Below are 11,713 nucleotides of genomic sequence, written 5' to 3'. Positions count from 1 at the left end.
GTCGCGGCAGGCGAATCACATTGACCTGGGTGGCCGGGGGGAAGCTGGCGGCGGGCAGGGCATCCGGGTGGAGCAAGCCTGGCACCACGCTAAAGAGGATGAGGGTCACCCCCAAGCCGGTTAACCCGCTAAGAACCCACGACATCCAGCGCCGGTCAACGGGCGGCTGGTTGGAAAAGGAAGACAGGGTTGTCGAATGCATGGTGATTTCTCCCCATTGTTTTTGGTATGATTAGAAACCAAGTGTTTGGGATCAATCAATGCCAAATGCCAAAATCCAAATGTCAATTGAAGGCTGATATCGATTATAAATCGTCAGAATACCGCCATTTGGCATTTTTCCTTGGGTATTTGACATTCTTACACGTCGCCAAGGTGAAGAAAGCGTAACAATAAACCCACTGCGGTTGTCCTGGCACGGGCAGCCCGAATGACTGCATCATGGCCCTTGGGGAAGGCTGGCGGCCAGGGAAACGTTCTTGGCGCCGGCCAGCCGGCAGCCATCCATGACCATGATTGCCGTTCCGGTGCTGCTGGCCGTATCGGCCACCACCACCACCGCGCCATCGGGGTTTTCGGCCAGGGCGCGGGCCATGTTGGCGCGCACGGCGCGGACATCGATTTCATGATGATCCATGAAAACCCGATTTTGCGGATCGATGGCGATCAGGAGGGTGGCCTTGTTGCTGGTTCCCGCCGTGGATGCGGTGGGGCGATGCACCTCGATGCCTGTCTCCTTGACGAAGGATGTGGTCACCAGGAAGAAAATCAGCAGGATGAAGACCATGTCGATCAAAGGCGCCATGTTGATGTCGGCGCTGCGCTGGCGATTACGCCTTGCTGCGGTGATGTTGATCATAGTCAATCCCCTTGGACGGACAGGTGTTCATCATTGCCAAGATCCAGCTGCCGTCCCAGATAATACCCCGCGGCGGTGATCTCCTGATGCAGGCCATGGGCCTTTCGGTCCAACAGCACCTTCATGGCCAGGCCCGGGATGGCCACCAAGAGGCCGGTCTGGGTGGTGATCAGGGCTTCGGAAATGCCGCCGGCCATGGCCCTGGCATTGCCGGTGCCGAAAATGGCCAGCACATCGAAGGTGGTCATCATGCCGGTGACCGTTCCCAAAAGGCCCAAAAGGGGGGCGATGGCCACCAGCACACCAATCAACGCCAGGCGGTCCGTCAGATGCCCGCTCAAGGCCAGCGCGGCTTCGTGCAGAATCATGCGGTCCATGGCATGATTGCTTCCCCGACGATTCTTGAATTCGACCGCCAACAGCGCCATGGCACCCTCATTCGGCCGGTGTTCGGACCGGGTATCCGCCCGGGCGGTTTGTCGCTTCATCCGCCGCCGCAGGCGCCTGAAAAAAAAGAGCCGTTCGGCCACCAGCAGCCAGATCAACAGGCAGATGGCCATCAGCGGCAGCATGATCACCCCGCCGGTGGTCAAAAGATCCTCCAAGCTGCGCAGCCATGCATCCATCCAGGCGATCATCGTTCTCCCGGTGCTTGTTCCCTGCTTTTATGCACGATATTGACCAGGGCCACGGCTTTTTCTTCCAGCTCGCCGATCCGGTTGTCCACGGCCCGGCCGATCAATGTATGCGCCAGCATGATCGGGATGGCCACCGACAGCCCCAGCATGGTCGTCACCAAGGCGACGGAGATCCCGCCGGACATCAACCGGGGGTCGCCGGTACCGTGGCGCGTGATGACCTGGAAGGTGTCGATCATGCCCGTGACCGTTCCCAGCAATCCCAACAGCGGGGCGATGGCGGCCAGCATACCCAAGGCGGCAAGGTAGCGCTCCATGGGCGGAATCTCCTTTAAAATGGCCTCCTGGAGGGCATCTTCCATGGCCTTCAGCGGGGCCTGGCAGTAATCGAGGCCGGCTGTCAGCACCCGGGCCAGCGGCTTTCCGCCCAGGCCCAGGGCGGCCTGGCGGCAGGCCTGCCAATTGTGTTTGGCGGCCAGGTCGGCGATGCGCTGCAACAACCCGTCGCCATCCAGGCGGCGTCGCAGCAAAAAGACCACCCGTTCGATCACCATGAGGGTCGCCACGCCCAAAATGGCCAGGATCGGCCAGATCAAGGGACCGCCGGCGCGGATTTGCTGCCACAGGTCGGGCTGGTGGGCCATTTGCTGCAGGGCGGCACCCCGGGAAAGATCCAGGGGCACGGCATCGCTCTCTCCGGCCATGTAGCGGCGAATCTCTTTTTGCAGGCGTCCCGAAGGCAGCCGGGAGAGGGCGTAGAACTGTTTTTCGGCAGGGGCGTAGCCGAGAAACCCGATCTCTTTTCCGATCCGGTAGGCGGCGCTGAACCCGCCGATGGTGAGAATTTCCGCCCGGGCCTTCCGGCCGTCACGGTCCACGATGGTTCCCGGGGTCAGTAAAACGTCTCCGCTGGTGGTGATCTGGCCGAAGAGAAGATCGATCATCTTGCGGATGTCGGCCATCCCGGGAAAGACGGTCTGATCGGAAAGCCCCTGCAACCCGCTGGTGTCCGGTGGGTTCAACGCGGTCTTCAGGTTGTCGTCGATCAGGGCGGAAAGATCCCGGGCGTTGATCCGCAGTACGCCCACCAGCTCCCGCACCATGCTGTCGGCATCGGCCAGGCGTTGATGGATTGCCGCTTCGTCTGCTTCAAGGCGCTGGCTTGTTTTCTCCAGGTCCTGGCGCTGCTGCTGCAACGCGGTGTTCCGGGCTTTCAGGTCGGCAACCAGACGAACCAGGGCGGTTTTGTCATGGCCGATTTTTCCAGGATACGGGCGGACGCTTGCCGGGCCGCATCCCGTTCGGCAGCCGCTTTTTGTTCCAGCGCCTGCCGCGCTTCCTGGGCGCGGCGTTGCAACGTGCGCATCCCCTGGGCGCGGCACGGGGTGGCGGTAAGCCTGACACCAGGCACAAAACGATCAGTAAAGAAGTGCATCCATATCTCATTTTTCTATCTCAATCCGTCCGATGGGCAAGGTGAGAATATCCACCGGCCGCTGTTTGGCGCCCATCTCCATGGCGGCCAGAATCGCCCCCTGGTATCGGCGCGGCAGCGGCTGCCAGGTACCCTCGGCGATGTTGTAAAAGCCGCAGTCACCGCCGTCCAGGTGCTGATAGAAGAGCGCCAGCCGGCCCAGGCGGAAGAGATTCACCAGGGTTGCCTCACCGGCGATGTCAATCGTCTGGCGGGTGACCTCGATGGTCTGCCCGTACTCGAGTTCAACCATCAGGGCTTCCATGAGTTTGCGTAACCGTTCGCTTTGGCTGACCTCGGGATCGATCAACAGCCGCTCGAGGCTATCGACACGGCGCTGACGCTCGTCTGGCAGAAAGGGCAGATCCGCGGCGATCAGACGACGCATCCTGGTCAGAACCTCGTCCAGGAAGGGATCGATCTGGGCGCCGATCTGTTCCATGTGCGTTAGCTCCGTGGTTTTCTCCGCGATGCGCGCCGCAGCCGCGTTGTTTTCATCCAACAGCCGGGTGTTGCTTCCGCCAGGGCTTCGTTTTCCTTCTGAAGGTGTGCGACCTCATCGAGGAGCCGGCTGCGTTCTTCCTGCCAGGCGGTCTCTTTCTGGCGCGTCTGTTGCCGGATCTTGACTGCCTGTTGCACCGGCTGTTCGACCGTTTTTTCCACGGATTGCGCTTCCCCCAGCCAGGCACCGCCACGGTGGCAAACGTCAGTATGACGATCAGCGATACGATCCTATGCATGATTTTTTTCCTCCGCCATCGATCTTTTCCCGATTACCCGGCGACCCGTGCCAATTTGACGATGGCCGGGTTGAATCCCGTCATCGGACGCTTGAATTGATAGAGGGCTTCGGGAACGCAGATGCGGCAGCCGCCGCCCAGCTCGCGAACATCCACATGGGTGTTATAGAGCTGGTAGAGATTGTTGCGCGTGACGACCTCACCGGTTCGCCCGTCGGCGACAACAGTCCCTTTTTTGAGCATGACCACCCGATCGGAAATCCACAGGGCATGGTCCGGGAAATGGGTGGTCTTGATAAACGTGTACCCATCCCGGGCCAGGTCGGCGATGCGCCCCAAAAGACGGATCTGGTTGCCGTAATCCAACCCGTTGACCGGCTCGTCCATGACAAAGATGTCGGCCCCCTGGACCAGCGCGGGCGATCAGAACCAACTGACGTTCGCCGCCGCTGATCGCCGTGTAGGGCCGCTCGCTGAGATGCCCGATGGACAGTCGCTCCAGGGCCTGGTGGGCGGCTGCGTCGTCCTGTTTGTCGTAGCGGAAGAAAAACGGCTTGTGGGGCATGCGCCCCATGAGCACCACATCCAGGACCCGGTACCCGAAGGTCAGGCGATGCACCTGGGGCACATAGGCGATGCGCCGGGCCAGCAATTTGGGGGGAATATCCGTGACCGGGCGGCCTTCCAGGCGGACGGTGCCGTGCTGGGGCGTGTGGATGCCCAAAAGCAGCTTCAACAGGGTGGTCTTTCCGCTGCCGTTGGGTCCCAAGAGGGAAACCACTTCTCCCGGTGCAAAAGCAAGCGAAACGTCGCGAAGGACCGGATGGTGGTCGTAGCCATAGGTGAGGTGATGGACGGTGATCAGGGACATGGTATCTATTTCCACTTAAAAGCTGATGTTTACGCCCGCATAAACCTGAAAGGGCGATTGGGTGAAGTCGTCGTTATCTTCGTCAAAGATGTTGTCCAAGCCGGCGTAAAGACGCAGGTTGGCGGTAAGCGCCTTGGCCACGTAAAGATCCACCCGGTCATAGCCGTCGAGCCGGTTTCCCTCACCGTCCTCGCAGGATCCCACGTAAAGATAATGCAGCCGGGTTTCCAGTTTGAATGCGGGGACATTCCATTTTAAGGTCAGGCTGCCCTTCCAGTTGGGCTCGTAGGCCAGTTCCTCTTCGGTCTCCTCGTTTTCGGTCTCGAGGTAGGTCGACTGGCCGGTCAGGGTGAGATGATCGAGCAAATTGATGCCGGCCTCGACTTCGGCACCGGCGGTCCAGACCTCGTCTACATTATGGTATTCGAAGGTGCTGTTCCTGCCGGAAGTAGAGATGCGTTGGGCTTCGATTTTATCTTCCAGATGGTTGTAGAAGCCCACGACCCGTCCCCAAACCCTTGGGCCACGCAATTCGATGCCGGCTTCGTAGCCCCGCGACGTTTCCGGATCCAGATCCGGATTGCCGTAGTAGACTTGGCGCCCCTGGAATTTATAAACTTCCCCGTACATCTCATCGAGGGTGGGGGCCCTGAACCCGTGACCATAGGCCAGCCAGAAGCGGCCGTGGGGGATAAAAAAGCTCGCCACCAACCGTGGTGAGAACTGGGAACCGGAGTTCTCATAATCGTCGAACCGCAGGGAACCGACGATGTTGAACCAGTCGGCCGGTTGCCAGTCGATTTGACCGAAGAGGGCCTTGACCCGGTCGGATTCGCCATCGGTTGCCGAATCTACCAGTTCTTCTCCCTCCAGGCTTTCCCGGCGGTATTCGCCGCCGGCGGTCAGGGATAGACCCTCGGCGAAAAGATAGGTGCCGCGGCCCTCTACCTGAAAAAGGTCCCGCCTGCGTGACGACTCATCCGTTCCGGGGGTGATTTCCACATCGCTTTTGTTGCGGTTGCCGTAGAGTTGGAACATCCCGGAAAAGGGGCCGACGGGATGAAGATCGTATTTCAGGAAACCGCCCCAGCGTCGATCATCGGCCTCGCGACGGCGTTCCCGGTTTTGCAGCAGACGAAGTCCGTCCCGGGTCAATCGGTTCCATTCGCCGCCCATGCTCAAGGTCTGGAATTCTCCCAGGTCCAGAGCCCCATGCAGAAAGGCCATATCCTGAACCGTGTCGTCGATATCGTCGGGCAGTTCGTCGTCACCGTCCCAACCGTCCTTTTTGAAATGGGCGGCGGCCACATTGAAACGCACGGGCCCCATGGCCGTGCCGACCATGCCTTGCGCCGACTGCTCGGCGCTCTTTCCAATGCCACCGCGAAGATCGACCTCGCCCTCGGGCTGCCGGGGCGGTTGACGGGTGATGATGTTGATCACCCCGCCGGTGGCCTCGCTGCCGTAAAGGGCCGATCCGGGTCCGCGAACGATTTCGATGTGATCGATGAGTGTTACCGGAATCTGATTGACGTCGAGATTGATCTTATAACCGCTGACGATTCGGCGCCCGTCCAACAAAACCAAGGTGTGGCCGGTCCCCAACCCCCGCAGGAGGCCGACTGGGTACGGCCGGCGCCGGTGAGGATGACGATGCCGGTGGCTTGCTCCAATACGTCGGTGACGCTTTCGGCGCCCATGGCATCGATCTCGTCTTTCGTGATGACCTGCACGGTTCCGGGGGCCACATCCAGGTTTTGCTTGGTCATCGTCGCGGTAACGACGACCGGCGGCAGGGAGCTGGTCGAATCGGCCAAGGCCGTCGTTGGGGGAAGCAGTCCCGCGAGCAGTATGACGATCGGAAAGGCAAGGGGGAAAAGGGGGCCGTGTTTCATCATCAATACGATCCTTTCTTGGTTCTGCGCAGCACGAAAGCGAAAAAGGGGATACCGACCAAGGAGGTCAGGATACCGATGGGGATTTCCACGCTGAACAAGAGACGGGCGATATTATCGGCGATCAACAGATAGGTGGCCCCGATGAGGGCCGCCGACGGCAGAAGGATCCGGTTGTCCGGTCCGACGAGCATGCGGGCGATGTGAGGGATGAGCAATCCCACCCAGCCGATGATGCCGCCCAGCACCACGGTCAGGGCGCTGATGACCGTGGCCAGGAAGATGAAGCTGATACGCAGCAGGGCCACGTTGACCCCCAGTGCCCGGGCTTCCTCGTCTCCCATGCTCATGACATTGAGATATCCGGAAAGCAGGAAGAGGATGAAAATGGCACCGACCATGGGGCCGCAGACCGAAAGGACCGTCGTGCGGTCCACGGCCGCCAGGTGCCCATGAGCCAGTAGACGATGGCCGGCAGTTGTTCATAGGGATCGGCCAGGTATTTGACCACGGAGAGCAGGGAGGTGAACAGGGCACCGCTGATGATGCCGCCAAGAATCAGCATCAGGAGCCGCTCTCCGCGGTTGAGCGTGGACATGGCCAAGGCCGCCGATACGGCGACCAACCCGAAACCGAAGGCGCTGGCCTGAACGACCCACCAGCTTTTGGCCAAAATCATGCCAACCGCGGCGCCGAAGGAAGCGCCGGCCAGCACCCCCAGAAGACCCGGCGATACCAGGGGGTTGATGAACATGGATTGGAACACCGTGCCCGAGACGGACAGGGAGGCGCCGACGAGGATGGCGGCGACCACCCGCGGCAAGCGGATATCGATCAAAAGGTTTTTGATAATTTGGAGCTTTCGATCCGACAATGCCGCCGAACCGGAAAAGGAAGCGTCGAGAAAATGGACCAGGTCGGAAAGACTCACCGGATAGCGTCCCAGGGTGAGGGAAACCAGGGCGGTCACGCCGACGACCGCCAATAGAGCCGGTATGGCAACGGTCCGCTTCATGGGGCCAAGAGGTCCCGGGCGGCGGCTTCGTCCAGGTCGACATTGAGGAACAGCTGATAGAAATGCCGCGTTTCGGCGACCATATCGATGGCCGTGTGATCCGGGTAGAGCTTATGCAGCATCCATTTCAATCCCAACAGGCGCATGAAGGAGGGCGGGCGGTCAAACCAGTTGAACGGCCGGTTGGGAATCCGGTAGACGCGCCCACTCTGCACGGCACGGATGTTTTGCCATTTCGGATCCTTCTTGATGTGCTCGAAGAAGAGGCGCTCGTGGGCGACAATGACCTGGGGATCGTAATTCAGGACCTGTTCCATGGAAATTTTCTGTTTGCCGATGCGGGTGCGCTGGATGCAGCGGTGAACATTCTCGCCGCCGCTCAGCGCAATCAGCTCGGCATGCACGGAGGTGTGGCATTCGGTGGAGAGACCGTCCGCCTCTTCGGCATAGTACACCGAAACCCCGGCGTCCGTCGGGATGGCCGCGCGCACCCGCGCAGCTTCGGCAAGGACCTGCCGTGCATGGTTGCCGAGCGTGCGGGCCCGCGCTTCCCGGTTGAACAACATCCCCAGGAAATCAAAGGCCTTGGGGTAATCCGCCAACTGGTCCAGTGCCATGTACACCACCGGGATGCCCAGCGGTTCCAAGGCGTTGGCTATTTTCTCATCCATGGCCGAGTACTTCCACCACCAGACCAGGATGATATCCGGCTGCAATGCCAGAAGGGTTTCCAGGTTGGCGCTGCGTCCCTGGCCGAACCATCCCCCGATCACGGGCAAGGCGGTCATGCGTGGATCCAGGTAGGGGACGTTATCGGGCCTGACGGGCATGTTCAATCCGACCACCAGGGCGGGATCCATGGCGTAGACCATCAGTGTCGCCGGCGGCGAGGTGCCGTAGACCTTGTGGATCACGTCCGGAACGGTGACCGTGCGCCCGGCCATGTCGGTGATCTGGCGGGCCTGGGCCGGGGCGCTTGCCACGGCCCATAGAAGAAGAACAAAGATCAGAAGCTTACCTGCAGATTGCCGCATGGTGATCGCCTTTCCAGGTTGATGACCTCGCAAAAAGCCGCTGTTCCGACGATTCGTAAAGAGCCCAAGATCAAGCTTGCGAATCCTTAAGGAGCGAGACGTACTTTTGCGTACGTTGCAGTGACGAAGGATTCGCGTAACGCCGATATTGGGCTCTTTACGAATCCGTCAAGATTTGTGCATCTCTATCCACGTCGCCGGCTGATCATTTACATCGGTGACGAGCCGACACCCGTTCAGCCCGGTTTCGCCGAGCAGTTGCCCGAGTTCGGCGCCCTTGAGGAATTTGGCGCCGCCGTGTTTTTCCATCATCTTGCGTCCCAGGCCTTTCAATCGCTTGCGCATGCTGGCCGGTGTGTAGCGGCCCAAACCGCCACCGACAAAGGCAATCGCACCCGGTTTGAGAATGCGGTGAATCTCCTGCAGGCCCTTGACCTGATCGTGCCAGAACCAGAGGGACCCACGACTGACCACCAGATCGGCGAAATGCTCGCAGAAGGGCAGCTGGCAGACATCGGCTTCCACAAAGTGGGCCGCGTTGTTCAGGCCGCATTCGGCAACACGGTGCTTGGCCTTGGATAGGGCCTCGGGTTTCAGATCCACGAAGTAGATCGTAAGATCGGTGATTTTGGCCAATTCAATGCCGATATGGCCGGGGCCGGTGCCGATATCGATACAGGTGCCGCAGGTCACCTGGTAGTCATCGACAATTTGCTGGGCGATCAGGGGATACACCGGAGATAACGAATGTCGACCATTGGACAGCACGGGAATTCTCCTTTAGTTCTTTTTTTCAAACTGCCGCTATTGCTTGTCACCCACGGCTTCAAGAAACGCAGGCCAGTTTTTCCAGCGCAGATGGCAGTGGTTCTCCGCCACCAGCGAATGCAGCGACACATTCGGGGCGGCCGGTACGAAACTCTGCAGGGAAAAGTAATCCTGAACCGTCGGAGACATGAGAAAATCGCCGATTTCCAGCATGGCATCCGGCGCCTGCCGGCTGAAGACCATGACCTGGGGCATGCAGAACAGACCATCCGCGGGCCAGATGACGCGGGTATTTTTATGACGCGAAACCCGCGCGAACGCGATATTGGTGATGCCGAGGGGGTAGCGTCCCTCATCCACGGCCGTGACCACTTCCGGAGGCGCACCCTTGCAGACCGCGTTTTGCCTGAATGGGTCGATGCCATCGGGGAAATCCGCCTGCATGAACGCATGGATCACCTTGGAGACCACCCGGAAGACATCCGGCATGAGAATTTTTTGATGCCACTGCGGATCGAGTAGGTCCTCCCACCGGCGGGGGATCTCATCCGCGCCGATCAGCTGGTGGTTGTAAAAGATCGCAAAGGGAATGACGACAAACGGATGAAAATAGCCGGCCGGGTCCCGGAATCCCTGTTCGACCAGCTCGGTTCTAAGGGGAAAGCGATCGGGCAGGGCGCTAAAATAGGTTTGCAGATAGCCGTCCGGAAGATCGGCGAAGTCATTGACATGCCCAAGCGTCAGGTCGGGAAACTGACCCTCATCCAGACCGGTCTGAAACAGACTGGCCTCATCCGGGCGATGGGGCTGGGTCTGAAGGGTCACCTCAATGCCGTGTTTTTCCTGCCACGTCCGGCAGAAATCGTCTATCATTTGACCGAGTGATCGGCTGATATTGAGCGGGCAGTGCAACAAAATGCTGGCCATTGGTCTGGCGCCTCCTTTTGGGGAACGTTGTCGGTGAGCTGCCGGCCGCTACGCAGGATGTCCCGTAGTTGGGAGAGTTCCTTTTCCCGGGTGGCCAGCGTTTCCTTGATGGCGATCTCTGCCGGGGTGGTGCGATGCAGGTTGTGCATGCCCCCGTTTTTCATGATCACCCGGCGCCCGGCCATCAGCATCAGCATCGGGTCATGGGTCACCACCAGCACGATTTTGCCATGGGCCGCAAGGATGGCCATGGCCAGAAGCCGATCGATGCCGGCGTTTTCGATCTCGTCGATCAGGACCACCGGTGCATTGCTGATCAAGGCGACATCGCCGACCATCAAGCCCGCGCCTGGCCGCCGCTGAGCCGGGTCAGATTGTCCGTGGGTAAGATGGGCTCGCCGGCCAGTTGGTTGGCCACGCTCAGCACCGTTTCGATGATGGCCTCGGGGGCGGAAATGGCGCGAACCTTGGCGTGCCGGGTCAAAAACGTGGCGACCGAGGCATCGATGATGAAATTCATTTTTTGAGAGACTTCCGCCACCAGATGGCGCGGGACCGGAGATGACGGCGCCTCGGCGGCGTGATCATCATCGATGATCACCTGTCTCCCGGTGGGGGATTCGCCCTCGCGATACTGCTCGATGTCGGCGATCAACTGGGTTTTGCCCGCACCGGTCGGACCGACCACGGCCAGGATCTCGCCGGGGTGGATCTCCAGGCGTCGGATCGGCTCCGGCCGGCTGTCTTTGTCCAGGCCGCCCAGAAGGGTTATTTTCCGCAGCATGGATCAACTTCTCCGAAATCGATTTTCTTGATATTGCCCATCTGGAACGACGCGCCCACAATGGTCTCTCCCGCACAGTACGAACAGGTCGCGGCCGGCATGGCATATCGCAAGGCCTGACCGGTGATTTTCTCCATCGGCGGGGTGGCGAGAATAGCCCGCTTGAGGGCCAGGGTTCCCTGGCCGCTCAGACCGTTGACATGGATGACCCGGGCGCGGGGATTGACGGTTTCCACCGCATCGCGGAAGACTTCCTTTTCGGCCTGGGAAACCATGTCGCCCTTGGTGATGGCGATAATATCGGCGGTGCTCAGCATGGGGCCGATCTTTTTGGGCGTCTCCAGACCGACCAGGTTGTCGATCACGCAAAGGGTCAGGCAGCCGTCCACGGCCGGGGCACACCGGTGACAGAGCCCGGCGGTTTCCACCACCACCACCTCGGCGCCTGATCAATGGCCCAGTCCCACACCTCTTCCAGATTGACGGCATAGAAATGATCCGGACACAGGTAATCGCTGAGCCCGATGGCCACCGGGATGTCGAGCTGGCGATAGCGCCGGTCATCCGCGGTTTCCAGACAATCGATCTTGCACACCGCCACCGCGATGCGGTCTTTCTTCAGATGCGCGATGGCATGCAGCATGACCGATGTCTTCCCCGAGGAGGGGGGGCCGGCGACGATGACGAAACGAAGGGACACCCGGTAAG

At 60.2% G+C, this 11,713-nt stretch carries 17 protein-coding genes and 2 pseudogenes; all 19 read right to left on the bottom strand.

The window, feature by feature from the left end:
• Positions 1–202: hypothetical protein (locus JCM12296_RS38310; protein ID WP_157067609.1), on the bottom strand; the 202-nt coding region annotated here is incomplete at its 3' end.
• A gap of 237 nt (positions 203–439) precedes the next feature.
• Positions 440–859, bottom strand: coding sequence for an ExbD/TolR family protein (locus JCM12296_RS13965; protein WP_054694080.1), 420 nt, complete (start codon positions 857–859; stop codon positions 440–442).
• Between the two features lie 2 nt (positions 860–861).
• The gene (locus tag JCM12296_RS13960; RefSeq protein ID WP_054694077.1) at positions 862–1,497 is read right to left on the bottom strand and encodes a MotA/TolQ/ExbB proton channel family protein; all 636 of its coding nucleotides are present in this window, start codon (positions 1,495–1,497) and stop codon (positions 862–864) included.
• The gene (locus JCM12296_RS13955; protein WP_054694074.1) at positions 1,494–2,693 is read right to left on the bottom strand and encodes a MotA/TolQ/ExbB proton channel family protein; all 1,200 of its coding nucleotides are present in this window, start codon (positions 2,691–2,693) and stop codon (positions 1,494–1,496) included. Before JCM12296_RS13955 ends, JCM12296_RS13960 begins: the two co-directional genes overlap by 4 nt.
• Positions 2,694–2,710: 17 nt before the next feature.
• The gene (locus tag JCM12296_RS13950) at positions 2,711–2,932 is read right to left on the bottom strand and encodes a hypothetical protein (RefSeq protein ID WP_054694071.1); all 222 of its coding nucleotides are present in this window, start codon (positions 2,930–2,932) and stop codon (positions 2,711–2,713) included.
• A 7-nt stretch (positions 2,933–2,939) separates the two neighbouring features.
• Complete coding sequence (locus JCM12296_RS13945; protein ID WP_172683901.1) at positions 2,940–3,473, bottom strand: DUF3450 domain-containing protein; 534 nt, start codon at positions 3,471–3,473, stop codon at positions 2,940–2,942.
• Entirely contained in the window at positions 3,419–3,634 is a 216-nt protein-coding gene (locus JCM12296_RS38305) for a hypothetical protein (protein WP_054694065.1), read from the bottom strand. Before JCM12296_RS38305 ends, JCM12296_RS13945 begins: the two co-directional genes overlap by 55 nt.
• A gap of 110 nt (positions 3,635–3,744) precedes the next feature.
• A complete protein-coding gene (locus tag JCM12296_RS44470) occupies positions 3,745–3,954 on the bottom strand; it encodes a hypothetical protein (RefSeq protein ID WP_246804291.1) in 210 nt (69 codons plus the stop codon).
• Positions 3,911–4,582: an ABC transporter ATP-binding protein gene (locus tag JCM12296_RS36390; protein WP_246804289.1), complete on the bottom strand. Its 672-nt coding sequence runs from the start codon at positions 4,580–4,582 to the stop codon at positions 3,911–3,913. The genes JCM12296_RS44470 and JCM12296_RS36390 overlap by 44 nt, the downstream gene beginning before the upstream one ends.
• A gap of 15 nt (positions 4,583–4,597) precedes the next feature.
• Positions 4,598–5,758: a TonB-dependent receptor plug domain-containing protein gene (locus JCM12296_RS13930; protein ID WP_340147864.1), complete on the bottom strand. Its 1,161-nt coding sequence runs from the start codon at positions 5,756–5,758 to the stop codon at positions 4,598–4,600.
• 324 nt (positions 5,759–6,082) lie between these two features.
• A pseudogene (locus JCM12296_RS49810) lies at positions 6,083–6,282 on the bottom strand (TonB-dependent receptor); the annotation flags it as partial.
• Positions 6,283–6,479: 197 nt separating this feature from the next.
• Positions 6,480–7,492 (bottom strand): annotated as a pseudogene (locus tag JCM12296_RS13920) (FecCD family ABC transporter permease).
• On the bottom strand, positions 7,489–8,526 hold the full coding sequence (locus JCM12296_RS13915; RefSeq protein ID WP_054694053.1) for an ABC transporter substrate-binding protein: 1,038 nt from the start codon (positions 8,524–8,526) through the stop codon (positions 7,489–7,491). The pseudogene JCM12296_RS13920 and the gene JCM12296_RS13915 overlap by 4 nt, the downstream one beginning before the upstream one ends.
• Before the next feature lie 168 nt (positions 8,527–8,694).
• On the bottom strand, positions 8,695–9,294 hold the full coding sequence (locus JCM12296_RS13910; protein ID WP_054694050.1) for a class I SAM-dependent methyltransferase: 600 nt from the start codon (positions 9,292–9,294) through the stop codon (positions 8,695–8,697).
• 36 nt (positions 9,295–9,330) lie between these two features.
• Complete coding sequence (locus JCM12296_RS13905; RefSeq protein WP_054694045.1) at positions 9,331–10,221, bottom strand: ABC transporter substrate-binding protein; 891 nt, start codon at positions 10,219–10,221, stop codon at positions 9,331–9,333.
• Complete coding sequence (locus JCM12296_RS38295; protein ID WP_157067607.1) at positions 10,164–10,559, bottom strand: ATP-binding cassette domain-containing protein; 396 nt, start codon at positions 10,557–10,559, stop codon at positions 10,164–10,166. Before JCM12296_RS38295 ends, JCM12296_RS13905 begins: the two co-directional genes overlap by 58 nt.
• Positions 10,559–11,005 (bottom strand): ATP-binding cassette domain-containing protein, encoded by a 447-nt coding sequence (locus JCM12296_RS38290; RefSeq protein ID WP_157067606.1) that lies wholly within the window; start codon positions 11,003–11,005, stop codon positions 10,559–10,561. Before JCM12296_RS38290 ends, JCM12296_RS38295 begins: the two co-directional genes overlap by 1 nt.
• Positions 10,990–11,433, bottom strand: coding sequence for a hypothetical protein (locus JCM12296_RS13895; RefSeq protein WP_218188081.1), 444 nt, complete (start codon positions 11,431–11,433; stop codon positions 10,990–10,992). The genes JCM12296_RS38290 and JCM12296_RS13895 overlap by 16 nt, the downstream gene beginning before the upstream one ends.
• The gene (locus JCM12296_RS41845; RefSeq protein WP_218188080.1) at positions 11,379–11,705 is read right to left on the bottom strand and encodes a hypothetical protein; all 327 of its coding nucleotides are present in this window, start codon (positions 11,703–11,705) and stop codon (positions 11,379–11,381) included. Before JCM12296_RS41845 ends, JCM12296_RS13895 begins: the two co-directional genes overlap by 55 nt.
• Positions 11,706–11,713: the final 8 nt, after the last annotated feature.

The sequence above is a fragment of the Desulfosarcina cetonica JCM 12296 genome (assembly GCF_001311845.1).
Classification (GTDB): Bacteria; Desulfobacterota; Desulfobacteria; order Desulfobacterales; family Desulfosarcinaceae; genus Desulfosarcina; species Desulfosarcina cetonica.
This window is presented reverse-complemented; position numbering and strand designations above follow the sequence as displayed.

Excerpts from the sequence above, each read along its gene's own strand:
- JCM12296_RS13930 (WP_340147864.1), bottom strand. The coding sequence starts at position 5,758 with ATGGGCGGCGAATGGAACCGATTGACCCGGGACGGACTTCGTCTGCTG.
- JCM12296_RS44470 (WP_246804291.1), bottom strand. The coding sequence starts at position 3,954 with ATGCTCAAAAAAGGGACTGTTGTCGCCGACGGGCGAACCGGTGAGGTC.
- JCM12296_RS13965 (WP_054694080.1), bottom strand. The coding sequence starts at position 859 with ATGATCAACATCACCGCAGCAAGGCGTAATCGCCAGCGCAGCGCCGAC.
- JCM12296_RS36390 (WP_246804289.1), bottom strand. The coding sequence starts at position 4,582 with ATGTCCCTGATCACCGTCCATCACCTCACCTATGGCTACGACCACCAT.
- JCM12296_RS13915 (WP_054694053.1), bottom strand. The coding sequence starts at position 8,526 with ATGCGGCAATCTGCAGGTAAGCTTCTGATCTTTGTTCTTCTTCTATGG.
- JCM12296_RS38295 (WP_157067607.1), bottom strand. The coding sequence starts at position 10,559 with ATGGTCGGCGATGTCGCCTTGATCAGCAATGCACCGGTGGTCCTGATC.
- JCM12296_RS13960 (WP_054694077.1), bottom strand. The coding sequence starts at position 1,497 with ATGATCGCCTGGATGGATGCATGGCTGCGCAGCTTGGAGGATCTTTTG.
- JCM12296_RS13905 (WP_054694045.1), bottom strand. The coding sequence starts at position 10,221 with ATGGCCAGCATTTTGTTGCACTGCCCGCTCAATATCAGCCGATCACTC.
- JCM12296_RS13950 (WP_054694071.1), bottom strand. The coding sequence starts at position 2,932 with ATGCACTTCTTTACTGATCGTTTTGTGCCTGGTGTCAGGCTTACCGCC.
- JCM12296_RS38290 (WP_157067606.1), bottom strand. The coding sequence starts at position 11,005 with ATGCTGCGGAAAATAACCCTTCTGGGCGGCCTGGACAAAGACAGCCGG.